The organism is [Collinsella] massiliensis, from assembly GCF_002161605.1.
Classification (GTDB): Bacteria; Actinomycetota; Coriobacteriia; order Coriobacteriales; family Coriobacteriaceae; genus Enorma.
In genome coordinates this window covers 135,303-161,918 of sequence record NZ_NFIE01000002.1, presented here as the reverse complement: position 1 = coordinate 161,918, position 26,616 = coordinate 135,303, and the positions used below count along the sequence as shown (strand labels likewise).

Sequence of the window (26,616 nt, the reverse complement as noted above, 5' to 3'; positions counted from 1 at the left end):
GCGGGGGCGCGGCGGGGGGGGTGCGACAGCGACGCAGCGCGCGCATACGACGACGGGGCGGACCCAGCCGGATCCGCCCCGATTGCGCACGTGATAAAAACCAGACAGGCTGGTTTTTATCATTTTTGCTGGCGCCTGCGCCCTACGACAGGCGCGCGCCTCCATATCGGCCACCCAGGGCAGCCGCGCGCTCACGGCCAAGCTCCGTCGCGCGGTACACGTTCCCCAGCTGGCCTCCGTTCTCATCGAACGATGGCTCGGAAACCACGTAGCCATTGCGGCGCAGCCGCATGAGGGCTTGGTCGAGGGTGCGCACGCAGCAGCCCAGGCGCTCGGCGAGCTCCTTCTTGCGGAAGGTGATCGAACCGTCTTTGGCGGTATCGCGCGCGATGAGCTCCAGCACGCGCTCGTGCACGAACGCATGGCGGCCGTTGATGCTCTCGCTCACGCCCCGCAGCGATATATCCGATCTCCGGCTCGCCACGCGCTTCTACTCCTTGCCCTTGCTCTTGACCGCGAGGGCGGCGCCCAGGCAGGCGACGCCGGCAGCGCCGATGCCCGCGATCAGCGTCAAGCTGTTATCGCCGGTCTGGACGAGGCCGTCCGAGCCGGGCTTCGAAGGCTCTTCGGGCTTCGGCTGCTCGCCCTTGCCCTCCCACATGAGGACGAACGGCGAGAAGCTGGTCGTCTCGAACTTGATGCCGTATGGGGTGGTCTCGACCTCGACCGGCACGGCGTTCGCGGAGGCGATGCTATCCTCGACGTCGCCAGTGGCGATCTCGCGATCAAGCCCCTCGAAGTGCACGAGGTGGAACTCGGTGTTCTCATCCGTTCCCACAGGGTAGGGCCAGTACACCGTCACAGGCTCGCTCGAGCTGATCCAGGCGTTGCCGTTGTTCGCATCCACCAGATCGAGGTAGCGCGCATCGTACCAGGGGTTCTGGAACGTCGTGCCCGTATCGGCGATCACGTCGACCGCGCGGTTGGCGAGCTGCTGGTCATAGTCGTCGGCACCCTCGGTGTTGTGGTCGCTCACCACGTTGTCGAACAGCAGCGAGGGCGCGGCGGAATCCGTCACGTCGATGTTGCTTTCGTTGATGGTGTAGCGGGCGTTCCGGGAAACCACCGCATAGGCCTTGCCGGCGTTCTCCGCCTTGGCGTCGGCGAGGTCGTCGACCGTGTTGAGGATGTCCGTCACCACATCGGCCTGGTCGCCCGTCACATAGCGGACATTCAGGTCGCCCGTCTCGAGCTGCATGGTGTTGTAGAACTTCTGGCCGTTGACGTCGACCTCGAAGACCACCTGGTTCTTATCGACGAGCTCGGTGTAGAGCTGCATCGTGTAGTGCTCGTTCAGGGCACCGCTCTCGCTGGGCTCGAAGGTATCGCTCGTCGAGGTGTTGCCCTCGCCGTCGGTGAACTCCAGACGGACGGGCACGGCCTCCTGGCCCTCGGTGGGCGCGGGCACGATACGGTAGATATGGCGGCCGTACGCGCCGGAGTAGGTCTTGCCGTACGGCTCGAGCGTCCAGTGGAGCTCGCCGTTCTCGCCGGCATACCCATGCGTGTAGATGGTGAGGTATTGGGAAAGGTCGGCGTTCTCGCCATCGGTGGCGGCGCCCGCAGCCCGGAGCGCCGCGTTCACATCGTCAGGGAGCGCGAGGTAGAAGCCCGGCTCGGGGAGCGAGTTGCTACCCGTGATCTGGCCGTTGGACGAAACGCCCTCGTAGCCGTCCGTACCGCCCATGTAGATGGTGATGTCGGCCGGGTCGACCGTCACCACGCCGAGGCCGTGCGCCGCCTTGAGGGCGAGGGGACCCGTCACCGTGGTCGTGTCGCCGTCGAAGGTGTACTTCTCGACATGGACACCGTCGTAGGTATCGGCGTGCGCCTCCCAACGGGCGTCGGCAGCGTCGATGAACCAGCCGTCGATGGTGTCGGTGCAGTCATCGGGGTTGCCGTCGCAATCAACGCCGTCAAGCTTCCAGCCACTTCCAACATGGCCGAACGTAATGCTACCGGTGCTGTAGATATCGTCGCCCGACGTCGTGGCATGGTTGTTATACACCTGGGCATCGCTTGGGAGCGTCAAGTTGCCGGGGTTGTAGATTCCGCCGCCGCTTCCGTCGCTGTTGTTGGTGATCGTCACCTTCGCGCCGTCGTGCATCACCGTCGTGCGCTGGTTGTCCAGGCCGTCGCCGCCATTGCCGATCAGGGTGAGCGCAGCTCCGCTCTCGACCTCGCCCGTCCCGTTGGCGGTCAGGTTGAGGCCGGCGCCCCAGTACTTTGCTCCATTGGTATTGGCGGTCAACGACGACGTTCCATCAAGATAGAAGTCGCCCGATCCGACATTCACACCAGTACGACCGTTTCCATTAGCGGTAACTATGGATTGGTTCTTTATGACAAGATGACCCGTCGATAGACCATGGTCGCCGTTTTCGTTATAGGTGACCGTCGCGTTATCGAGGTAGTAGTTCGAGCCGTTTGATCCGTTTCCCCTGCTATTGAGCACTTCAAGCTTCGAAGAGGTAACGTACACGTTCCAGGTTCCAATGACTCCGGAATAATTGTTCCTGAAGCTAACGACAGAGTCGTTTGAAATGTTGAACGTGTTATAGGGACTAGCTGCGTTGTAATCTTCGACGCCGCCACCGTTCGCGCAGTTAATGCACGTATACGTCGAGCCGTTCAGCACGTTAACAGTTTCGGCAACCGAACCGGTATCCCAGGTTGCGATTCCGTCTCCCGCAGCAGAATCTATCGTGAGCTCAGCCTTATTATCGAGCGTGATCGTCGCCCCGTTGTCGAGCATGATCGCAGCATTTGCTGGATTATCCGAATACGCAGTCTTATTCGCATTGTTGATGACAACCTTGCAGCCATCAAGCTTCAGCTCATGCTGACCAGTAATTCCAAATGAGTACTCGGTGAACGTTACCGTATGGTTGCCCGTAATCGTTACGTTCTTATTGATTGCCCAGGCGGCGGTGAGCTCAGAGTCGCAATCCTGGAGCAGCTCAATCGTCTGACCGCCCTGAACCGCTTTTGCAGCCTCCGCAAAACTCTGATAATCCGTATCGCCGATCCTTGCAACGGGCTCCGCAGCCCACGCCGGTGCTGGCGCAGCCCATGCGAGCAGCACAGCGACGAGCGCGCACAGCATGCCGAGCGCCCGTAGACCCTTCCCCTTCACAGCAGGTCACCTCTCCATTTCCACGTCGTTTGAACCGTGTGACCGTCGTCTCTGGCCGGACGAACCGCTGCGCAGGGGCGACGTGCATGCCGTACCGGGAGACGTTGTTCAAAAAGCAGACATTTAGAAACAGGTCTGGTTTAATGCGATTTGTATGCTTGTATCACGACGAGCTGCGAGGTTCAGGGGGTTTTCGACGCCGAGCGCACCGCTCAAAACGTCTACCTTTTGACCGCCGCATATCGGCGCACGGCGTGCCGGTGCCTACAGAGCGCCCGGCGCGCCTTTGCATGCGCTCATCCAGCGACGGAATGTCGACTGCGATACACCGCAGGCTCCGGCGGCCTCGGTGCACGTGAGGTCGCCTGCCAGATAGAGCCCGCGAACCGTTTCGAACGCCTCGGGACGCTCGATGCGCGGCCGACCGAAGCGCACGCCCCGCGCCTGCGCGGCGGCGATGCCCTCGGCCTGCCGCTGCCTGATGTTGTCGCGCTCGATGTGCGCGACGTAGCTCAGAAGCTGTAGAACCATATCGGCGATGAACTCGCCGGTCACACCGTTCGCCTCGCGGCGCGTGTCGAGCAGCGGCATATCGAGCACCACGAGATGGACGTTGCCGCACTTGGTAAGCCGCCGCCATTCGTCAAGGATCTCGTCGTAGTTGCGCCCCAGCCGATCGATGCTCTTGACGACCACGGTGTCGCCCGTTCGCAGCCGCCGCACGAGTCGCTGGTATGCCGGCCTCTGGAAATCCTTGCCACTCGCCGTGTCGGTGAAGATGCGCCGCCGTTCCACCCCGAATTCCTCGAGCGCATCGATCTGCCGTGCCAGATTCTGGTCGCGTGTCGAGACGCGCGCGTACCCGTACATGGCTCCGCCCTCGCGGGGCTCTCTTCGCACCGTGCATCGCTGCTCCATGTGTCCTCCTTGTCCAAGGCGAATCCTACAAGGAGCAGCATTCCCGTACCCCGCGCTGCGCCGACGCAGCGCGGGGGGCGCGCATACGACGACGGGGCGGACCCAGCCGGATCCGCCCCGATTGCGCGCGTGATAAAAACCAGACAGGCTGGTTTTTATCATTTTATGCCGGCGCCGACGCCCTACGACAGGCGCGCGCCCACTTCCTTCGCAGCCGCGGCCTTGTCGAAGTTGCCGCCCGTCGCCTTGTTGAGCGCGCCCATGACCTTGCCCATGTCCTTGCGCGTGGTGGCGCCCACCTCGGCGATCGTCCGCTCGATGAGCTCCACGAGCGCGTCGCCCGAGAGCTGGGCGGGCAGCAGGCTCTCCAGGATCTTCACCTGCTCCTCCAGCGTGTCGGTGCGCTCCTGGTTGTTCCCCGCCTTGCGCGACATCTCGAGCGTCTCGTTCGTCTGCTTGATGAGGCGCTTGATCATGCTGTTCACGTCTTCCTCGGTGGCGTCGCGGCGCTCGTTCACCTCGACGTTCTTCACCTCGGCCATCACCTGGCGGATGATGGACAGGCGCACCTTGTCCTTCGCCTTCATGGCGGCGACCATCTGGTCGTGCAGCTCTTGGTTCGTCATATCGTCCTCCCCGGTTCGTCCGCAGCGCCGGTGCCGCTACTCTGTCGCGGCGTCGTCGGTCGCGGGCTCGTCGCCCTCGGTCGTCGCCGCGTCCATGTCCACGTTGTAGGGCACGTCGGCGGGCATGTCGTTGATCTGGATGTCGGCCTCGGAGCGCTGCTGATCCAGCCACGCCTGGTACGCGGTGGACTGGTTCGTGCTCTCGATGCTCTGGATGAAGGTGTTCCGCAGGTCCTCGGGAATCTGGTCGACCGAGGTCACCTCGCCGTCCACGTAGAAATGGTCGGTACACATGATGATGTGGTAGCCGTAGTCGGTCTCCACCACGCCGCTCACCTGGCCGGTGTCGAGTGCGGAGAGCGCCTGCTGGTAGGCGTCGACGAACGTGGTGAGCTTGTCCCAGCCCACGTCGCCGCCGTCCGACGCCGACGAATCCTCCGAGTACTCCTTCGCGGCGTCCTCGAACGAGATCTCGCCGGCGTTGATCTTGTCGAGGATCTCCTGCGCCTTCGCCTTGGCCTCCTCGCGCGTGGCGTCATCGGCGTCCTCGGCCACCTTGATGAGGATGTGCGACGAGCGGCGGGCGTCGTTGTACGTGCTCAGGTTCTCATTCGCGTACGCGATGACCTCGTCGTCCGTGGGCTCCTCGACCGGCGCGACCGAATCGCGGAAGGCCTCGGACTCGAGGTTCTGGCGGATGGTCTCCTTATAGGTGGACTCGGTGTAGCCGAGCTGCTCGAGCATCTGGACGAACGCGTCCTCGGAATCGTAGTTCGACACGATGTCCTGCCACTCGGCCTCGACGTCCTCGTCGCTCACCTGGATGTTCGCGTCGCGCTCGGCCTGGCTCACCAGCACGTCGTCGATGAGGCCGTCGATGACGTTCTCGCGGTAGCTCTCCGGTGTCATGCCCATGGAGCTGAGGTACGCAGCCCAATCCGCGTCGTCATCGTAGCCCATGGAGCTGCGCGTGCTCATAATCTGCTCGGTCACCGTGTCCTCGGTGATCTTCGTGCCGTTCACCGTGGCCGCGACGCCGCCCGTGAGCTTGTACTCCTCGTCGGACGCCACCTGGTTGAGGACGCCCGAGCACGCGACGCTCGTCACCGAGAGCACCATGGCGAGCACGCCGATGGCCACGAGCACGTACTTGATGCCCTTGTGGATCTGCTGCTTGTTCTCACGCTTGAAGTCCGCCTTCGTCTTGGGCCGGTCCGCGCGGCCGCTCGCGTGCGCCGAGGCCGCCGTGTGCGCGGAGCGCGTGTGCCGCTGCGAGCCCGCGGGCGGGCGCTTGCTTTCCTTGTTCGATGCCATTCCTGTCCGTACCTTTCGGCTCGACATCAGCTGTAAACCGCCGTAATGATACTACGGGGGTGTATGGGGTCTGTGGACTTGCAGGCGGGGTCACGTGATGTACAGGACGGGGGCGGGGGCGGTGCGGAGCTCGCGTGCGGATAGCTACCCGGGCACTGGCGCCGGGCGCACGCGGACGGCCACCCGGCCGCGCCCACCTGCCGCGCCCCCATCGCTTACTCAGGCAGGACGCTCACCGTGCGGTCGTCGTTCACCTGCACGCGGCCGTCGGCGAGCAGCTGCACCACGTGCGGGTACAGCTGGTGCTCGACCTTGTGGATCGCCGCCTCGAGCTCGTCGACCGTCCAGCCCTCCTCGACGCGCACCGCTTCCTGCGCGATGATGGGGCCCTGGTCGTAGACCGCGTTGGCGAAGTGCACGGTCACGCCCGTCACCTTCACGCCGCGGTCGAACGCGTCCTGGATGCCGTGCGCGCCCTGGAAGCTCGGCAGCAGCGCGGGGTGGATGTTCACCACGCGATCAGGCCAGAGCGCGAGCAGCGGCTCGTGGACTTTGCGCATGTAGCCGGCCATGACGATGTACTCGGCGCCCGCGCGCTCGAGCTCGGTCGCGATCACCTCGTCGGCGTCCCACGGGTCGGCGTAGAGCTCCTTGGAGAGCGCGAGCGTCTGGATGCCCGCGTCGGCCGCGCGCTTGAGGCCCGCCGCGCTCGGGCGGCTCGACACCACGAGCACGATTTCAGCATTGAGCTCGCCCGCGGCGATGCGGTCGATGAGCGCCTGCAGGTTGGTGCCGGAGCCGGAGATGAGCACGCCGATCTTGAGCGGCGCCAGCTGCGCGCCGTCCTGCGCCGCGGCCGCGCGAGCCTCGTGCCGTGCGCGCTGGATCTCGTTGTTGCCGGGCGCGAGCGGCGCCACGACGCGGCGGGCGGCGGGGTTGCCGGCCTCGGCCATCGCCCGCGCGAGCTCGCTGTCCACGTCGCTCGAGAAGAAGAAGTCGCGCGGCAGCGCCTCGGGGGGCAGGTCGGCCGCCTCGATCTCTTCGCGGTGCTCGTCCATGCTATGTGAAAAAACCCCTGGGGTATTTTTACGATCAGCGCTCATCGGAATAGGTCACCTCGCCGGAGCCGGGCACGCACGTGCCCACGCGGAACGGATGCTCGCCCTGTGCCTCGAACGCGGCGCGCACAGCGGCCTCGTCCTCGGGGGCGCAGATCACGCACAGGCCGACGCCCATGTTGAACGTCTTGCACGCCTCGTCGGCCGAGAGCCCGGCGGCGCGGGCGATGTAGGAGATGACGGGCGGCACATCCCAGCCCATCGCGAAGCCCTCGGGCGAGGTGGTGCGCTCGACCACCGCGTCGACGTCCGAGGCCAGCGCGCGGTTGAGGTTCTCGGTGATGCCGCCGCCCGTGATGTGCGCGATGGCGTGCACGCGCGAGCCGGCCTCGCCGCGCAGCACCTCGAGCACGGGCTTCACGTAGATGCGCGTGGGCGCGAGCAGGGCGTCGGCCAGCGAGGCGCCGCCGAGCTCCTCGAGCGGCTGCTCGAGCTCCGCGCGCTTCGCGGCGGCCTCGGGCGTGCCCGGCTCGATGCCGTCCACCCCCACGACCTTGCGCACGAGCGAGTAGCCGTTGGAGTGGATGCCCGACGAGGGCAGGCCCAGGATCACGTCGCCGGGGCGCACGTTCTGCGGGTCGAGCATGCGCGGGCGGTCGACGACGCCCACGGCGAAGCCCGCGAGGTCGTAGTCGTCCGCGCGCATGACGCCGGGGTGCTCGGCCATCTCGCCGCCCACGAGCGCGCAGCCCGCGAGCTTGCAGCCGTCCGCAACGCCCTTGACGATCTTGGCCATGCGCTCGGCCTCGATGTGGCCGATGGCGATGTAGTCCAGGAAGAAGAGGGACTCCGCGCCGGACGCGAGGATGTCGTTCACGCACATGGCGACGAGGTCTTGACCCACCGTCTCGTGGCGGTCGAGCAGCTGGGCGAGCACGAGCTTGGTGCCCACGCCGTCCGTGCCCGAGATGAGCACGGGGTTGTCCATCTCCTTGAACGCGGCGGCAGAGAACAGGCCGCCGAACCCACCGATGCCACCGATGACCTCGGGACGGGCGGTCTCGGCGACCATCTGCTTGATGGCATCGACCGCGCGACCCCCTTCGGCCGTGTCGACGCCGGCGTCTTCGTAGGTGATATGCTCGCGGCTCTCGCTCATGCGCAGATCCTTTCCGAAAGAATGACCGTTCTGCCATCATAGCAGGTTGAATGTACCCAGGGCGCATGCGCCGAAAACGCACCGAGGACTCATGGAAGGCGGACGGGGCGCGGGGCCAGAGACGGGGCAGGAGCCCGGCACACGGAGCCAGCGGCAGGACGGGAGCCGGTGCGCGGGGCCAGCGGCGGGACGGGATCCCCACATGCGGCTCAGGGCAGCTCAGATTCGGGCGATATTCGCGCCCCGGAGCACGCCGCGTTCCCAAAATCGTCCAAACGAGCGTTTTATAGGGGGTGGGCAAAGTAGCCGGGAAATCGGCAACCCTGCTACCTGCACATTTGTTAGCACGGAACCTCTCGCTACTCGGGCACCCCTTCATAAACCGTTCGTTTCGTGAACTTTGTGACGGGCTGGTTCCCACTTGTATCAGCAAAGCGCCGCGATCGTTCCTCGGCGACCTGCGATTCTGCCCCCTGTGCCAGCTCCGTGCAAGATCTGTGACAGGTTCATGCCAGGTCCGTGCCAGATTCAGCACAGATCGCTATGAGATGCTTCACCCGGGTCGAACGGGGCGCAGCCAACGCGGGCGGCCCCGCCGACGGGCAGAAAGGGGAACCCAGCATGATCGTCATCACCGGAACGTCCGCCCTCGCATGGTGGAACACCCCCACGCTCTTCAAACACGAGGAGATACCGCCCGAGCAGTTCGCCGCGTGGCTCAAGATGGATGAGCAGATGAGGCGCTACGCGGCCGGCCGGAAGAACAGGAGACACGTCGACGAGCGCATCCTGGCCCGACTGCCCTTCGATCTCAAGGGCATCCCGCTCCCCATCGAGGTCGAAACCGACTACGGCGCCGTGCGCACATCCCCGTTCGCACGCGTGCACCGGCTGTCCCGAAAACCCGACGCATCCCTGCTCCAGGCGCTCGGCAACGACCTGTACGTCGCATCCCCCACCCTGGCGCTCGTCCAAGCGGCGCGGCGGCGCTCGCTTACCGCGACGGTCGCCCTCATGTACGAGGCATGCGGCATCTACGCCGAGCCGAGCGTGACGGACCTCGTGCGCCCCCTGCTGGACGCATGCACGACGCAGGCGCACGGGGCGAAGCAGCCATCGCAGTTCTTCAGGGAGGATGAGAATGACCCGTGGAAACCGGTATTCGATAGGAACGGGAACCCATCCAGCATGTGGAAGCGGCCACAGCTCATAACGACGGAGCAGCTCCGCATCGAGCTCGAAGCGATGCGGTGCGTTGACGGGCTGCCGCAAGCGCGGAGAGCGGCGCAGTTCGTGCATGACCGCTCCGGGTCGTGGCTGGAAACCGCTTGGGCGCTGTTTGCCCTGCTACCGCCTCGATGCGGCGGCGCGGGGTACCCGACTCCCCTGTTCAACGAGCGCGTGACGTTCACCCCCGAAGCGAGGCTGCTCGCGGGCATGTCATACTGCAAATGCGACATGCTCTGGCCGGAGCAGAATGCCGTCGTCGAACTCAACGGGATGGCGTACCACGCCGACCGCGCGGGGTTCAAGGAGGCGTCCGGCAGGCGCGCCGCGCTCGAGTCGATGGGATATTCCGTTCTCGAGATCACCTACGACCAGATGAGCGACATCACGCAGCTTGAGATCCTGCTCGACATGATGTCGACCAGGCTCGGCCTCAAGCCCGCGAAGCGAAGCACAAAACAGGTCGAGCGGCGCAAGAAGCTGCACCAGGAGCTTTTCGGGCAGCCCGAGTCGTCTGAGTGAGCCGTTTTCGGCTCGTTTGGGCTCCGAAATCCGCACCCGCCGGGATAGTGTTTCCCAAAGTGAGTGAAACGAACGGTTTATGAAGGGGTGCCCAAGTAGCGAGGGGTTGCGCGCAAATAAATGCGCAGGTAGCAGGGTTGCCGATTTCACGGCTACTTTGCCCACCCCCTATAAACCGCTCGTTTGGACGATTTTGGGAAGCGAGGGGCCGCGCGCGGGCCGTCTGAAGGCAGTTTGTGGGCGTTCGCGGCGCCCTGCGATGCCCAAAACGGCGCCCGGCGGCACCCAAACCGCGCCTGGCAGCGTCCGGCGGCACCCAAACGGCGCCCGGCAGCGCGCCCGCGCCTGCTACCCCTGCAGGTCCGGGTTGACGAGCTCGTCCGAGCTGGCGTTCGCACCCTCCGCGCCCACGTCGGCCTGCACGTCGTCGGCGGAAACGGACGGCGTCTCCTCCACAACCGTACAGATCATGATGGCGCGGTGGTCGGCCGGCGCCAGGCCGCTGCAGGTCACGAGCGCGAGCACGCGGTCGGTTGAGGCGATGCGCTCGTCGACGTCGCTCGCCTCCGCCTGGGCGTAGCCGCGCAGGTCCTCGAGGTAGGCCGCGAGCGCCGCCTGGTCGCCGAAGTTCTCCTGCCGCGCCTCGACGTAGGTCTCGGGCACGCGCGCGGTGTAGAGCGGCGACAGCTTGTAGGTGGTCTCGGGCGTGAGGTAGTACACCGTGGTCATCTTGTCGAAGTTCGCCTGGTCGAGCGTCTTCTCGATGGGGTCGAACATGGAGCCGTTGCTCATGTGGTGGCCGTAGACCGTCGTCTGCTGGCCCACCATGCCGGGCGCCTGCTGGTCGCAATCGAGCATGATGCTGCCGCTCTCGTTCCACGAGCCGTCGGGCAGCGCGCGCAGATACTGGTCGTTCGTGTCGCCCTGCACCACGGGGAAGCTGATGTCCGTGCCGGGGATGTAGATCCACGCGACGATGTCCTCGCTCACCTGCTTGAGCGCGTCCCAGTCGACGACGGGCACGCCGTCGCCGCTGGAATCGTCCACCGTCACGTACTGCGAGAGCTCGTCGTACGTGGCGCCCGCCTTCTGGTAGCCGATCTGCGCGGAGATGAAGATGCCGCCCGCGACGAGCAGCAGCAGGATGCCGACGCCGATGAGCACCTTCGAGACGATGTCGCGCCCGCTGCGCTTGCGCGGCGCTCCGGAGGTGCGGGTGGCGCGGGAGCCTCGCCCGGCAGCGGTGCGGGAACGGGACGCGGCGGAGCGGGAAGCTGCCGAACGGGAGTAGGGTGACGGCGCGTGGGGCGAAGCGGGCCGGGGCGCCTCAGCGCGGGCGGGACGCGCGTAGGGCGACGTCGGCGGGGTGGCCGAACTGTGCGCTCGGGATGCCGATGCGTGGGAGTGGGGGGCTGCCTCGCGGGCGTTGGGTGTGGCCGAACTGTGCGCTGCCTCGCGGGCGTGAGGCGCAGCCGCGCGGGGCGTGGCCGCATGCGAACCCGAGCTGTGCGCGGTCGCGTGCGCGGACGAACCCGGGACGGCGCGGTGCGATCCCGCGCTGCGAGCGGGCGGGACGTTCGTGGCTCCGGGGTGCGTCGCGCCATGATGCGGCGTGCGGGGAGCGCGCGGCGCGTCGCCCGCGAAATGCGAGCCGTTGCCCCGCGGGCTCGGCGACGCCTGGCCGCCCGTCGTCTCGGCTTCCTGCTTCGGACGGAACCGTCTGCCCTCGTATGCCGCCATGAAACCTCCGTGCGTCATGCGATTCAAACAATAACTCACCAGTATAGGCGATGCGCGAGCACGCTCAGGTAAAGAGGAGGTAATCCCACATCAGGTACGAAATTGGCGTGGCGCGGCGAGAAGCCTGCGACGCGCGGGGCGCTGCGGACGCACAGCGAGTCGCCCACGGCTGAGCATCGCACGGCCGCCCGTCGTCCTCTCGCCTCACGCCTCGTGGGATTGCTCCCAGGTGTGGTCGTGCTCCTTCTCGACGACGCTGCCGTCCGCGACGGGGTCGGCCTGCGTGAGGTTGAGCGGGTCGAAGCCCTCCATGAACTTGTCGCGGCCGAAGCTCGGTGGGATCGCCACGGGGTACACGCCGGTGAAGCACGCCGTGCAGTACCCACGCTTGCCGCAGCCGGCGGCGGCGCCCGCGCGCCCGGCGCCCTCGCGGCAGCCCGCGGCGCCCGCGCGCCCGGCCGCCTCGCCCGCCGCCGTCTCCACGGCTTCCCCTACCGGCGGCACGCAGGCCAGCATGCCCTCCACCGAGAGGAACGCGAGCGAATCCGCCCCGATGAAGCGGCAGATCTCGTCCACCGACTTGTTCGCGCTGATGAGCTGCGCCTGCACGTCGGTGTCGATGCCGTAGAAGCACGGCCACACGACCTCGGGGCTGTTCACGCGCACGTGCACCTCGCGCGCGCCCGCCTGCCGCAGCATCCGCACGAGCTGCACCATGGTGGTGCCGCGCACGATGGAGTCGTCGATCACCACGAGGCGCTTGCCGGCGATGATGTCGCGCAGCGGGTTGAGCTTCATGCGCACGCCCATCGCGCGCAGCTCCTGCGTGGGCTGGATGAACGTCCGCGCCACGTAGCGGTTCTTGATGAGCCCCTCGCCGAAGGGGATGCCGCTCTCGTGCGCGTAACCCTCCGCCGGCGGCAGGCCGGAATCGGGCACGCCGATGACCATGTCCGCGTCGACCGGCGCCTCGCGCGCGAGCTGCCGCCCCATGTCGTAGCGGCACGCGTACACGGACTTACCGCCCATGAAGGAGTCCGGCCGGGCGAAATAGACCTGCTCGAAGATGCACTCCGCGGTCTCGGGCGCGGCGGGCACGCCCTGCTCGGACACGAGCCCCTCGGCGCTGATGCGCAGGATCTCGCCGGGGCGGATGTCGCGCACGTACTCAGCGCCCACGATGTCGAGGGCGCAGGTCTCGGACGCGACGACCCAGCCGGCGGCCGCGTCGGGCGAAAAAGGGGTTGAAAGGAACCCGTCCCCATTCAACCCATGGGTTGGTTGGGGACGGGTTCCTTTCAACCCATCCCCATCCAACCCATCGGCGGGGATCATGCCGAGAACGAGCGGGCGGATGCCGTAGGGGTCGCGGAACGCGTAGAGCGCCTGCTCGTTGATGAGCGCCATGGCGTAGCCGCCGCGGATGAGCTCCATGGTCTTGCGGATGCCCTCGCGCAGGTGGCTCGTGCGCTGGGTGAAGTAGCCGATGAGCTTCGTCGCCACCTCGGAGTCGGAATTGGAGAGGAACGGCACGCCCAGCTCGATGAGCTGCCGGCGCAGCTCGTCGGTGTTCACGAGCGTCCCGTTGTGCGCGAGCGCGATGATGACGTCGTTGATGGTGGAGAGGTGCGGCTGCGCGGCCTCCCAGCTCTTGGCGCCCGCCGTGCCGTAGCGCACGTGCCCCACGGCGAGGTCGCCCGTGAGCGAGGAGAGGTCGGCGTCGGTGAACACCTGGTCCACGAGCCCCAGGTCCTTGCGCACCATGACCGTGCCGCCGTCGCCCACCGCGATGCCGGCCGATTCCTGGCCGCGGTGCTGCAGCGCCTTCAAGCCGAAATACGCGAGCCGCGCGACGTCGCGCCCCGGCGCCCACACGCCGAAGACGCCGCACTCCTCGTGCAGGGCGTCATCCGCCCGCATGCTCTCACCGTGCACATCAACCATATCGGAAACCCCTCCGCGCCGTTGTTCCACCATGAGATTATGGCATGCCCCGGCGGCGGACGGCACGGTAACACGCATGTAACGTGGGCGGGCGAAGCGCGCGGGCGGCGCGGGCCTCGGGCGGCGGGCGGATGCAGGCGCGGGCGGGCGCCAGCGCCGGACGAGGCCCCAGCCCAGCGTCCCAGCCCCCTACGCGTCCCCCGCCCGCGCGTCGTCGATCTCCGCGTCGAGCTCGTCGGAATACACGCTGTCGAACGATTCGTCGAACGCCTCGTCGATGCTCGCGGCGCCCAGATCGTTCTGCGCGAGCTCGTCCTCGAGGCTCTGCGCATGGCGGGCGGCGCGCAGCCGCTCGATCTGGGAATCGGACATCACGCGCGTGTTCGTCATCACGCCGTTGAGCATCACGAACGGCCGCTTGAAGGCGGAGAGCACCGCGCGCACGAGGATCGAGAACGCCCACACCGCGTACACGCTCGAGAGGATCGCCTCAAACGCGCCCGCGCCCAGCAGCAGCTCGTCCGTGTGACCGGAGAGCTCCGCGCCGCTCGTGGGCGCGATCCCGAGCGCCGGCGCCAGGCCGCTCGCCGCCGTCACGCCGCTCGTGGGGAAGAGCGCGCCCAGCCAGCTCGGCAGCAGCAGAAACACCCAGAAGAGCAGCCCGTAGCGGGCGATATATGCCCCGTTCGTCGCCGCGGAGCCGTCCGGCCGCACCACGCGCAGGCGCAGCGCCATGTGGCCGGGCGTCTGGCCGCGCGTGAGGCAGGGCACGAGCATGAACACAACGCCCGTGGCCACGAGCGCGCCGATGAGCCCCTCGTAGCGCCCGGTCACGCCGAGCGAGACCACGTTCGTCCACAGCCAGACGATGCCCTGGCAGAGAGCCATATCGATGGCGAACGCCAGCAGCCGCCGCGTGAACGACGTGTGCTCCGAGCCGCGCACGATGGAGCGGGCGTCCACGTCGCGCAGGTCGGGCAGGGACCGGCAGAGCGGGAACGACAGCCAGAAGCCCAGCATGGCGCCGGCAGTGTTCGTGATGAGGTCGTCCACGTCGAAGAGGCGGTACGGGTGCTCGTACAGGCCGAACAAGCCCGTGAGCTGCGACGTCTCGAAGAAGAGCGTGAGGCCGAAGCCCAGGAGCAGCGCCTGCCACCACCTGCGGTGGAAGAGGTAGCGCAGATACACGCCGAAGGGCACGGTGAGCAGCACGTTGAAGTAGACCGTGTAGACGGCCGGCAGGCGCAGGAAGGCGAGCAGGCTCGAGAGCGAGTCGATGCGGTCGAGGCCGCTCGCGCGCAGCTGCTGCATGAAGTGGAACGGCTGGAGCTGCGGGTGCTGGGCGCTCGCGACGTAGATGGCGCGGTCGGCCGGCAGCGGCAGGATCACCATGAAGTACGCGCACATGAGGTAGAAGATGAACGACGCCACGAGGAACGTCTTCCACGCCGAGATGCTGCCATAGCGGCGGTACTGGTAGATGGCGTACGGCAGCGAGAGCAGGGCGGACGCGAGCGGGAACAGCAGCGCCGCGATGCGGATGTTGTCCACGTAGCCAGCCATGTCGCACCCCTCTCTCCGGCGTCGCGGCCCCGCGCCGCGTCGAGCAAGCATACCGCATTTTGACAAAATCCAGACAGGCTGGTTTTTATCATCACTGCGCGGGTGAAGCGGGCGCGGGCGGCGGCCGCTTGCCGCCAGCGTTCGCCGGCCGCCAGCATTCGCCAGCCGCCGCCGTCCTTCGAGCACAAAGTTGACGGATTTATGCACGAAGCCGCTTGCGAGAGCTCGTTCGCGTTGAAAGTTGACAAGTTTGCACGCGAACGAATCGGGCGCGGCAGGCGGCGGGCGCGGGCGCCGGGCGCGAAATGATAAAAACCAGCCTGTCTGCTTTTTATCATCCGCAACGAAAAACGGGGCGATGCAGGTCTCCCCACATCGCCCCGTCGGTGGCTCTATCGCGGCGCGCGCCACGCCTCGCAGCGCGTGCCTCACGCCCCGCGCCCCGCGGCTACTTCTTCGGCCGCGGCTTCTCGCGCCGGTACGTCCGCGCGAGCTCGATACCCTCGGGCGTCGCGGTGTACACGTTGCCCAGCTGCGCCCCGGTCGGCCCGAAGATGGCCTCCGTGGTGATGAGCCCCTCGCGTCGCAGACGCGTCACCGCACGGTCAACCGACCGCACGCACACGCCCATGCGCGTCGCCAGGTCCTGCTTGGCGAACGTTACCGAACCGCGAAGCTCGGTCTCGCGCACCACGAGCAGCAGGATCCGCTCGTGCACGAAGGCATGCCGACCGTTGATGCGTGTCGCCACGCCCGTCAGCGAGGAGCCCGTCGCAGCCATCTTACTCGCCACGCTTCCTGCGTACCGCAAGGCCACCGGCCACGAGCGCCACACCGGCCACCGTCGCCACGCCGAGGAGCAGCGGCATGGTGTCGCCCGTCTGCTCGAGCGTGTCGCCGCCGGGCAGCACCGGCTTCGCCGGCTCCTCCGGCTTGGTGTAGGTGTTCTGGAACACCGGCGCCGGCTCGCTGCCATCGGCCATGGCGACGTTCGTCACCTGGAGCTGGCCCTTGCCGTCGTCCTTGACCGTCACCACGAGCTCGTAGCGCGACTCGTCGTAGGTGACGTTCTCGCTCTGGATGCCGTCGGTCGCGGCGTCATCGTCCTCCGGCAGCACCTCCGAGATCCACAGGTGGTACTCACCCGCCTGCTTGAACGCCATCGGGTCGAAGTTGACCGTACCCGTCGCGTCGTTCGTCGCCTCGGCGTAGAGCGCGTCACCCGCCTCGTTCGTTATCTGGAAGGTGAACTCGCCCTCCTCAAGGTCGCGGCCGGTGAGCACCTTGGTGGCGCCGAAGCCCATGCTCGCGGGCGCTGCCTCGTAGGTGTTCTGGAAGTTAATCTCCTTGCCGCCGGGCCCGTTGATGCGCCACGTCACATCGAGCCCACCGACGTGGTTATCCGTAACGTTCGCCGTGATGGTGTAGGTATCGAGGTCGTACCCGACGCCCACGTTATCCGCGCCCGCCTGCTCCTCGAGCGTGAACTCGTAGGTGCCCGGCTCGGTGAAGGTGATGGGCGCGAACGTCACCGCTCCGGCCTCGCCGTCAGCCGCGGCCGCGTTGGTAGCCGTGAACTGGGTGCTGCCATCGGGTGCCGTGAAGCCGTCGGGCGCCGTGAGCACGAAGGTGAACTCGCCTTCGGTCATGTCGCGGCCGGTGAGCGTCTTGGTGATGGTCAGCTGGCCCTCACCTGTCGGGCTCGACTCCACGGGCTCCACCGAGTAGGTGTTGGTGAAGGTGAAGAGCGGCGCGTCCGCGGGATCGCTCGTCACCGTGAGGTGGCCCTCGCCGTCGTCGTGCACGGTGTAGCTGAACTCGCGCACCGTGGTCGGGTCGTTGGTGATGCCCGCCGCCGAGCCGGACTCGGTCACCTTATAGGTGAACGTGTGCTTACGCGGCGTGCCGCCCACGGCCTGGGTGTCGATGCCCTCGTCGCCCTCGGCCGCGTCATCCTGCGTGCCGAGCGCCTTGTTCAGGTCGTCGAGCGTGAACTCGATGGCGCCGAAGGTCACGTTGCCGTCCTTATCGTTCGTGGCGGTCGTCTGCTCCGGCATCGGCGCGTTCGGGTCGTCGCTCGAGAGCGTGAACGTGAACTTGCCGGCCAGCTCGTCGTAGTTGGGCTTGAGCCCGTCCGCGGCTTCGATGACCTTGCTGCCCGTAGGCGTCATCGGGACCGACGGATCGCCGCCCTCGCTCGTGGAGGTGTAGGTGTTGGTGAACCCGGCGTTCTCGGGCAGGTCGGCGGTAGCGGTGAGGCCGCCGTTGCCGTTATCGACCACCGTGATGGTGAAGTTGAAGCTCGCCTTCGAGGCGCTCACGCCCGCGTCGGCCAGGCCATTGGTGAGCTCGCTCGCCGTGTACTGGATCGTCCACGTAGCGTTGCCGTCCTCGTCGACGTTCGTGATGGTGGCATAGCGGTCCTTGACCATCTGGGCCAGCGACGCGGTGTCGTACTCGAACGAGCCGAAGTCCACCGTGCCGTCGGCGGCGTTGGTCACGTCGCTCTTCACCACGGCCTGGTCACCGCCGGCGTACGCCACCTGGAAGGTGAACTCGCCGGCCTCGAGCGGACGCCCGTCGAGGGTCTTGGTGGTGCTCACCGTCGCAGGGGTGCCGCCATCGCCGGGATCGGTGCTGGCCGTGTAGCTGTTCTGGAAGTCCACGCTCGCGACCGCGCGGTCGGTGGAGGCGTTCGTCACCACGATGGGCTTGCCCACCTGCTCGCCGTCCTTGGTCACGGTCGTCGTCACGGTGAGGGTCGCGGTCGCGGGCTCATGCGCCACGGAAATCTCGACGCGATAGGTCGCATCGTCGTTCGTGTAGCCCTCGCCGCCCTTCTTGGTCTCGGAGACCTCGTAGGCGAACGTCTTGCCCGCGTCGTCCTGCGTGAACGTCATATCCTTGCCCGCGAGCGGGAAGGTCGCCACGGATGCCTTCGTGCCGTCATCGGCCTCCGGCGAGGGCTGCACGCTGCCGCCCGCATCGATACCGAGCTTCGCGGCCGCATCGTTAGCCGAAGTGCTGGTGCCGTCAACCGGCTTCACCGTGAACTCGAACTGGCCGGCCGTCATGTCGCGCCCGGTGAGAGTCTTGGTGATCTGGAAACCACCGGCCGCGGCGTAATCCACGCTCGTGCTGTACGTGTTGGTGAACACGCCATTCTGCACCTGCGGCGTCGCCGTCATGGTGCCGTTGCCGTTATCGACCACGATGATGGTGAGCGTCGCCTCGCGGTCGCTGTCGTAGGTCATGCCGGCAATGTCGCCAGCCGTCTCCTTCACCGTGTAGGTGAAGGTCTTGGTGGGCTTGCCATCCACCATCTGCGCGCCCGTCATATCCTTGTCCGTGAACGTCACGGTGCCGAAGTTGAAGGAGCGCGCCGTGCGGTCGGGGTCGGCGAGCGTAGCCTCGGGGTTGTCCTTCGTCACCGTAACCGTCGAGGCACCGTTGCCGCTCGCGCCTTCGAACGCCGGGGCACCGTCGTTCGGCGTGATGGTGAACTGGAAGCTGTCGCTGTCGAGCCAGCGGCGCCCGTCGATGACCTTGTAGAAGGTCGCCGTGGTCTGGGCGTCGCCGGTGTCGACCGTCGTGCCGCCCGTGCCGTAGCTGTTGTTGAACGTGATGCCGTCGACCTTCATCGGGGCAAGCGCGTCCGCGTCGGCCTTCGAGACCTCCTCATAGGTGCCCTTGTAGATGCTCATCACGGCCTTGGAGTCAAGAGTCTGGTCATCATAGGTGACCTCGACCTTCACGGTAAAGGTGGTCGGGTCGTACGTCACGCCATCGACCTTGTAGCCATTGCCCTCGTTGGCACCGGCGGGCATGTTCTCCGTCACCTCATAGTAGAAGGTGTGGTTATGGCCGTCGAACTGGAACTTAGCCGTGCCGAAGCTCGCGTCCTTGGTCTGGATATCAACGTTTGCATCGATGTAGCGGTTGCCCTGGTCGTCGGTCTGCACGCGGTCACCCATGGGCGCCGTCGCCGCCTCATCACCCACGGCGGTCACGCGGAACGAGAACATGCCGTCCGTCATGGGTTTGCCGTTATTGGGATCAGCATAGACCTTGCTGGCCGTGAGCTCGAGCGTTTCCGCATCGGCGTCGAACTGGTTCTCGAACGCGGCGGTGTTGTCTGCCACGAGCTCGCCGGTCGCATCACCCGTTACGTAGTCTCCATCGTGGTTGCGCACGTGGAACATCTGGGCGCTCACGTCGAGCGTGCCATCATGCGCGTCGCGCACGGTGACGACCACGTGATACGTGTCGAGCGCGTAGTCCATGCCCTGCTTGATCTGCGCCTTCTCCGCATCGCTGCCGTCAACGACGGTGTGCGTGTCGGAGAGCTCGCGAATCACATAAGTGAATTGAGCGGATTCCTTGCCACCAAGGTCATCAGCAGCGTACTCGATATCCGGGAAGTTGAACGATCCGTCCTCGGACACGTGCATGGCGTACGTCCAGCGGTCAGCATCCGTCTCGGGGGTGCCGGTGGGAGCCGGGGTGCCCTTGTCGCCGCGGAGCACGATGTCGACCTGCTCGCCGTTCTGCCAGGCGCGGCCGGTGAGCGTCTTGCTCGCCTTGAGGTAGGTCGCGCCGTCGAGCTTGCCGCCCTCGCTGGCCTTGTAGGTGTTCGTGAACGCGGCAGCGTTCGTCACGGCCTTGTCGGCTTCGTTCGCCGCCTCGTTGTTGTCGTACGTGACCTTGGCCGCGAGCTGGCCAGTGCCGTCGTCGGTCACCGTCACGGTCACCTTAGCGGTATGGGTGTCCTTGGTGATGCCGCTGCCGTTCTCGGCCGGGCTTGTCTCGGTGATGGTGTAGACGAAGTTCTTCGTCATGGCACCGCCGAGGTCGGCCTTCGTGTAGGTGATGTCGCCGAAGATGTCGGTCGCGACGCCGTTCTCGGGCTCGTCGTCGGAGGAGAGCTCAACCGTCTTGGTTCCGGGCAGCGGCGCATCGGGCGTCGATTCGTCGGCCGCGATGGTGAACTCGAAGCTATCGGTGTCGCGCCACTCGTTGTCCGGGCGACCGGTGAAGGTCTTATGGACGGTGATCTGCGCGTCGCCGTCCTTGCCCACCGTCACGTCATCCGGCGTGTAGGTGTTCTGGAACGCGATGCCGTTCTCGGGCGCGTTGACCGTCGCCTCGAGCGTGCCGTCGCCGTTATCGACGATCGTCACGGTGAAGTCGAAGCTCGTCGGGTTTTCAGCCGTCACCTTTGCGGGCAGCTTATCCGTCTTCTCCTGAGCGCTGTAATAGAGCGTCCAAGTGGCGTTGCCCTTGTCATCCAGCTCCTTCGTGGCGTATCCGTCGGCCACTGCCTGGTCGAGCTTGTCGATCGTGTAGGTCATGGCCTCGTTCGTGCCGGTGAAGGTCACCTTGCCCGCCTCGCCGTCCTTCGCGGCGGCGTTCGTGCCGGTTGCCACCTTCGTGGAGGTGAACGCAGCGCCGTCATCCGGATCCGCGTCGCGCGTCACGATCTCGAAGTTGAACTCATCGGCCTTCATATTGCGCCCGGTGAGCGTCTTGGTGGCCTTAACATCCGCCGCCACGTCACCCGTCGTCGCGTCCGTGCCGTAGGTGTTCGTGAAGTCGGGCACTGCGGTCTGGTGAGCGTCCGCCGAAGTCGTCTGGTCGAAGACCGGCTTCTCAACGCCATCCTTCGTCACCTTGGTGTGGACGCTCATGGTGCCGTCGTGGTTGTCGATGGGCGTGATCTCGACGGTGTACTTCGCGCCATCGTAGGTGTAGCCCTCGGCACCGCCGTTCTTCTCTGTCACCGTGAAGCGGATGGTCTGGCCAGCGTCATCCTGGTCGAACGTCAAGGGCTGGTCGAACGGGCTCCACGTCACCGTGTTCGCGCTCGCCTTTTCGGGAGCGGGGTTCTTCCACTCAACCGGATCACCCACGGGGTCGCCGTCCTGGTTGAGCACCTGCGCCTCGAACGTGAACTGCCCCTCGGTGAGCGCATGGTTCTCGAGCGTCTTCTGGATGTTCAGGCCGCCGACCGCGTCATAATCCACGCTGGCCTCGTACGTATTGGTGAACGTGCCGTCCGTCACGATGCTGCTAGTATTCGTCACCACGAGGTCGCCCGTGTTCGGATTGTCCTCGACTTTGAACTTGAGCGTCGCCACGTTGTCGGCGTAGGTCAGACCGCCCTCGGTGGTACCGGCCTTCGCCTCCGTCACCTTGTACACATAGGTGCCAGGCTTGTTGAACGTCAGCGTCCCGAAGCCGAACGACACGTTCTGGCCGTTCTTCGCGCCTGCGCTCGAAACCGTCACCGTCGCCGGATCGGGCATGGCCTCGGCGGCAAGGTTGCTCTCAACCGAGTCGTCCGCCGCGATGGTGAACTCGAAGGAATCGCTCTCGAGCCAATCGCGACCCGTGATGACCTTGTTGAGCAGCCCAGCGGCCGAGGTGTCATACGTTGCGGCATCCGGCGCGTATCTGTTCTCGAACGTCACCGTCGGGATGGTGTAGTCAGCATCATCGGTGTTGCCAGTGTAGACCACATCATCGCCCGTCGGCTCGCCCGCAGCATCGCACGGCGTGATGGTCGTCACCACATGCATGGTGCCGTCGCCCTTGTCCACGACCGCAAGGTCAACGCGGTAGCTCAACGGGTCATAGGTCACGTTGGGCTTGATGGTCTGCTGGGAACCCGCAGCCGTAATCTCGTCCTGCGTGCTCAGCTCGTCCACGACGAAGCTGAACGTCTTGCCAGCGTCGTCCTGGTTGAACTTGAAGCCGTCACCCATGAAGATTTGCATGGTGCCGTCGGCCTCGTTGCCGAAGAGGCGATCGCCGTTCTCGAGCTTCGCGTTGGCCTCCTCAGCCGTGGTGCCCGTGCCGTCGATGCCCTTCACCGTGAAGGAGAACTCGCCCGCACGGAGCGCACGGCCGTCCAAGGTCTTCACGACCTGGATGCCGCCCGTCTCGCCGTCGCCGAAGTCGGTCGACGCGCTGTACTCGTTCTTGTACACGGCCTGGCTGTTGTCAGCGGCCACGACGTCCTTGTTGTCGTACGTGATGTTCTCGATCTTGAGCTTGCCCGCTTCGGCATCGACGCCCACGGTCACGGTCACGTCGGTCTCGTGCGTGTCGTACTTCATGCCCTTGGCGTCATCGGGCTTGGGCGTCTCGGTGATGGTGAAGTGGTAGGTGCCCACCTTGCTGAAGGTGATGCCGTTGAACGCGAACGGATATGCCGTGTCCTTGACCTTGGGGTTCTGGTCGTCATTGTCCGCGACCGTCACCGTGCAATCGTCCGGCATCTTCACGCCGTCCTGCTTCCTGTAACCCTCGGCCTCGGCGATGGTGAACGTGTAGCTGTCGCCGTTCCAGTTGCGGCCGTCCACGGTCTTGGTGCCATGGATGGAGGTATCGCCATCCTCAGTGGTGGTCACGTCATCCGGATCGAAGGTGTTCGTGAAGAGCGCCTGGTTGTCAGGCGCGGCCTGCGTGCCGTCGGCGTCAGTGAAGTACTCGACGGTCGTCTTGATGACAGCCTTGCCGGATTCATCCGTGGCGCGCACAATGGTCACCTTGGCGTAATAGACCTGCTCGCTATAGTCCATACCGGGGACGGGGTTGTAGGTGTCATCCTCAGTAAGCTCGTACCAGAACACCGCCGTGTTCTCGTCCTCGGGGAAGTCATAGTTATCGAACGTGATGCCGAACTGGGCCGTGGTGCCGGTGTTCGTCATCTTGGCGACGCGACCCGCCCCCTCGCCTTCGGCGTCGTCCGGCATAGGCGCTGTCGCGGCGGTATCGCCCACAGGCTTCAGCTCGAACTGGAAGTCATCGTTGTCGATACCGTAGTCTCCGCCGACCGCACTGGTAGCCTTCTTATTCGCCTGGATCGTCGCTTCGGTTTCGCCAACCTGATACGTGTTCACGAACTTAGCCGTACCAGGCTCGCCCCACGGGTCAAGCGCGGTGCCGTCATCGCGACGGGTCTGCTGGATGGTCGTTTCCGCCTTGAGCGTGCCATCGTGGTTATCGGTGACGGTAATGGTCACGCGGTAGCGTGCACGCGACGCACTCACGCCGGCAGGAATCGTAGACTGAGCATCGTTCTCGTAAATCGTGTAGCGATACACACCCGGCGTGTCGAACGACAGGTCTTTGAAGTTGAACTTAATGGGGTCTTCGCCCTTGTTGGGGTCGCCCTTCACAACCACGGTGTCCACCGCCGTGCCGGCGTCATCGGTTGTCCCTGACTGAAGCTGCGCGAGCACAAACGTGTAGCTCTCGTCATCCACCCAGGCACGGCCGTCGATTGCCTTCGTGCCGGTGAGGTCGGTCGAGCCCTTCACGGTCGCGGGCGTGGTGACCTTGTAGGTGTTGGTGAACGCGGCCTGCGCGGTCTCCGCGGCGGCGATGGTACCGGTATCGCCGGTCTTCTCGGTGTCGTAGCCACCCTCGGCATCTTCGGTCACGGTGTAGTGAGCGCCGTTGTTGAGGCCGTAGATGATGAGCTGCTGACCGTCATGGAGCTTATAGGTGGCGCCGCCTTCAGTGAACTTGATTCCGCCATCGACCGGGGTGGTTTGGCCGTCCTCGACGACCGCAGCGGTGTAGCTGCCCGACGCGCCATCCACATGAATCTTGAAGTCGAAGTCCACGCTCTCGTGGTAGGCGACATCCTCCTGCGGGAAGCCTGCAGGCGTCACAACGTCCTTGGAGATGGCGAGCGAGCCGGGCATCTCGATCCCGATGCGGCCGTTGTTACCGAGCGCGACGTTGATCGCATCGCCATTCCAGCTGGGGCTCAGCGCCTGCGTGGCGGTATGCGTCTTGTTGCTGGCGTCCGCCTTCGCGGTGTTGAAATCGCTCGCACGGCTCAGGCGCGGCTTGCCGGTCTTGATGTATACCTGGCCGTCCCGAATCTCATCGTTGTTAAGCTGGTCGTAAGGGCCCTTGATGCCGTAGTAATCCGGGTGGTTCACGAAGTTAGCCTTCGACACCTCGACGGCTTCCCAATTCTCAGTTGCGGTACCAGCCTTGTCATAGGTGAACTTGTACCAGAGACTGCCGCTGCCGCCCAGGTCGTCCTGCGTTGCGGGCTGCGTGCACGCCTCGTCCGTATAGACCGGCGTGTCCTCCTGGAAGTAGTAGAACGCGTTCTTCGTGGACGGCTCGAAGCTCGCCGTGGTGCTGCCCGTCGCGGTTGTGCCGTCGGCCGTGGTCGGGCGCGTCCAGTTATTCGAATAGAGGTACACCTGCGTGCCGTCCTCGGACGTGTTGCCGACGCCCTTGAGGTACGTATTCAGATCACTGCTCTCGTCTCCGAGCTGCTGAATCATGATGTCGTCGATGTTATCAACGACCTTCACGCCATAGAGCGCGCGGATGGGGAACGTCTCGTTCGGGTCGCTCGTAACGGTAGTTTCGCCGTCCTCGGTCTTCACGTTGTAATGCAACAGCGGGATGAGCGACGCCGGGATCTGAACCGTTACCGTGTCGCCCTGAAGCGCAGGATTCGTCGATTTCGCAACCGAAATCTTGATTTGGTTGATGTTGCTGAGGCTACCGCCATCCTTGTCAGTGTAGTTGCCCTCGACCGACACGTCCGGCATGGTGTAGGCACCGCCGTTGGCATCGTACTGCGCGGTGTACGGCGTGTTCTTATAGACAACCGTGAAGTTCTGCTCCGGATTGACCTCCATGTACGCGCCGAGCGTATCCGTGAAGGTGATATAGCCATCGTTGGACATGTTGAAGCCGTGGTCGGTATCGACCTCCGTCGGCACGCCGACAGCACCGGTCTGCATGTCCTCGGCGATTTGCTCAAAGACCTGGCTCAGGCTCTCTGCGTCGGTAGCCGCTTTGTAGTAGCTGTCCTCGCCTTGCGTATTCTCTGCACGCTGTCCCAAGCTATTGCGGTCGTTTGCCGTGGCATTCGGATAGTTGCTCGACATGGCATGCATGAAGCGGTCGCTCGACTGGGTGTTCTGATCCGCCGGGTCATTATCCGGATTGGCATTTTCGAAGATGCCAACCGAATAGATAATCGTAGGATTCTCAGCGGTCTTCAGGCCGCGCGCAATGCTTACCGCCTGGCTCGCCTGACTATTTGAGTCGGCCTCGCCATCCGCAAAGAAGATGACGACCTTCTGCGCGTTTGAACGAGCATCGTTATTAAGTATGTCGCGCGCCTCACTCATGCCGTCCTGGGGCGAGGTACCGCCGCCGGCTTCGATGTTCTCGACCGCACGTTTGAGGTCATCGGCGCCATCCCCGTAGCACGTCGTAAGCTGGGCATTGACCGTTGCGTTGTTTTCGTAGCTCACAATCGAGATGCGATGCCTGCTGTTAGCATCGCTTATGTTTGCGTTGGCCGCCTCAGTCTGGTCGATGAACTGAGAAACTGCCGCCTTGAGGGCATCAATACGGAGATTGCCCCCGCGATAGAACTGAATCTTGCCCTCAGTATCATTCGGATCGGTAATGGGCTCGATATTCTGGCCATTGAGGCGCCACGCCTCGTGGGTAACGCTACCGGTGCCCAGAATCGAGTTGTCGTCGACCTGCTCTTCGATCTCAACGTATTTGCCGTCTACCAACGCATAGTACTGCGGGGCAACGGATCCGCCGGTTGGTATTCCCGCGAACTTGTTGTAGTCGGATTCAACGATATCGTTCACGGGATAATACGCCGTGTCAGAAACGCGATTCTGCTCCATCGACCCAGAGCGATCCAGCACGAGCACGATGTCGAGGGGCTTGTCGGTATAGGTCACCTTGTTCGACGTGGAGGAGAGCGCCGAAAGGGCAACGAGGAAGTCGGAGGATTTCGCCTTGGTGATGGTGCCGCCGTTGGGATCGAGCTTGATGTCGCCCGTCGAGACGGACTTGTCCGTCCAGATGCGGCCGACGTTCGCGGTGCCGTTCGTGGCAACGCTCGCATTCATGTAATCTTTCCAGCTGTTGACCGTCATGTCGTCCGCGACAGGGGCGGATTCATCGCCCGCCGCGCGCCCGAGGCCGAGCGCGTTCTGGTATGCGCGGGCGACGGTGCCCACGGGGTCGGATGCGAGGTCACCGAAGTCCGCGCCATCGGCATAGACCACTGCCGCGGTCAGACCGAAGAACGCGAGCGCGAGCGCGCCGACGATAGCGATCGCGCGCTGGGCGAGGCGGCTATGGAGCAGCCCCTTCCCCGACGCGCCCTGGGCAGGCCTTTTGTTGCGATTGAAGTTCATTCCTGGCATGCGAACACCTATCCTTACTCCCCCGCGCGCGGATCCTCCTGTTTTTGCGCACGCGTACCCGCCCGAGCGAGCGGTATACAGGGTTCATTCTAGGTGGCGTAAACTATAGTTTACAGATATTTTTGTG

At 65.1% G+C, this 26,616-nt stretch carries 13 protein-coding genes; 1 reads left to right on the top strand and 12 read right to left on the bottom strand.

The genetic code is table 11. The features are described 5' to 3' along the window. Positions 1-142 precede the first annotated feature (142 nt). From B5G02_RS01425 to purM, 7 genes are all read right to left on the bottom strand, one after another. Entirely contained in the window at positions 143-484 is a 342-nt protein-coding gene (locus tag B5G02_RS01425; protein WP_094334893.1) for a MarR family transcriptional regulator, read from the bottom strand. Between the two features lie 6 nt (positions 485-490). Next, a complete protein-coding gene (locus B5G02_RS01420) occupies positions 491-3,196 on the bottom strand; it encodes a hypothetical protein (protein WP_241146119.1) in 2,706 nt (901 codons plus the stop codon). A 264-nt stretch (positions 3,197-3,460) separates the two neighbouring features. Further along, entirely contained in the window at positions 3,461-4,114 is a 654-nt protein-coding gene (locus B5G02_RS01415; protein ID WP_094334891.1) for a recombinase family protein, read from the bottom strand. Positions 4,115-4,296: 182 nt separating this feature from the next. After that, positions 4,297-4,740, bottom strand: a complete 444-nt coding sequence (locus B5G02_RS01410; protein ID WP_019240025.1) for a GatB/YqeY domain-containing protein — start codon at positions 4,738-4,740, stop codon at positions 4,297-4,299. A 36-nt stretch (positions 4,741-4,776) separates the two neighbouring features. Beyond that, complete coding sequence (locus B5G02_RS01405; protein WP_019240026.1) at positions 4,777-6,054, bottom strand: peptidylprolyl isomerase; 1,278 nt, start codon at positions 6,052-6,054, stop codon at positions 4,777-4,779. Between the two features lie 215 nt (positions 6,055-6,269). After that, on the bottom strand, positions 6,270-7,112 hold the full coding sequence (gene purN, locus B5G02_RS01400; RefSeq protein ID WP_094334890.1) for a phosphoribosylglycinamide formyltransferase: 843 nt from the start codon (positions 7,110-7,112) through the stop codon (positions 6,270-6,272). A 34-nt stretch (positions 7,113-7,146) separates the two neighbouring features. Then, positions 7,147-8,271 (bottom strand): phosphoribosylformylglycinamidine cyclo-ligase, encoded by a 1,125-nt coding sequence (gene purM / locus B5G02_RS01395; RefSeq protein ID WP_094334889.1) that lies wholly within the window; start codon positions 8,269-8,271, stop codon positions 7,147-7,149. 621 nt (positions 8,272-8,892) lie between these two features. On the opposite strand from purM, the gene B5G02_RS01390 reads away from it, so the two are divergent. After that, positions 8,893-10,020: a hypothetical protein gene (locus tag B5G02_RS01390; protein ID WP_094334888.1), complete on the top strand. Its 1,128-nt coding sequence runs from the start codon at positions 8,893-8,895 to the stop codon at positions 10,018-10,020. Positions 10,021-10,368: 348 nt separating this feature from the next. On the opposite strand, the gene B5G02_RS10175 is transcribed toward B5G02_RS01390, so the two are convergent. From B5G02_RS10175 to B5G02_RS01365, 5 genes are all read right to left on the bottom strand, one after another. Next, on the bottom strand, positions 10,369-11,184 hold the full coding sequence (locus B5G02_RS10175; RefSeq protein WP_241146118.1) for a class B sortase: 816 nt from the start codon (positions 11,182-11,184) through the stop codon (positions 10,369-10,371). A 780-nt stretch (positions 11,185-11,964) separates the two neighbouring features. Further along, on the bottom strand, positions 11,965-13,704 hold the full coding sequence (locus tag B5G02_RS01380; RefSeq protein ID WP_241146117.1) for an amidophosphoribosyltransferase: 1,740 nt from the start codon (positions 13,702-13,704) through the stop codon (positions 11,965-11,967). Between the two features lie 189 nt (positions 13,705-13,893). Then, positions 13,894-15,267 (bottom strand): VanZ family protein, encoded by a 1,374-nt coding sequence (locus B5G02_RS01375; protein WP_019240186.1) that lies wholly within the window; start codon positions 15,265-15,267, stop codon positions 13,894-13,896. A gap of 448 nt (positions 15,268-15,715) precedes the next feature. Continuing rightward, on the bottom strand, positions 15,716-16,060 hold the full coding sequence (locus tag B5G02_RS01370; protein WP_241146116.1) for a helix-turn-helix domain-containing protein: 345 nt from the start codon (positions 16,058-16,060) through the stop codon (positions 15,716-15,718). Next, positions 16,050-26,489 (bottom strand): Spy0128 family protein, encoded by a 10,440-nt coding sequence (locus tag B5G02_RS01365; protein ID WP_241146115.1) that lies wholly within the window; start codon positions 26,487-26,489, stop codon positions 16,050-16,052. Before B5G02_RS01365 ends, B5G02_RS01370 begins: the two co-directional genes overlap by 11 nt. Between the last annotated feature and the right edge of the window lie 127 nt (positions 26,490-26,616).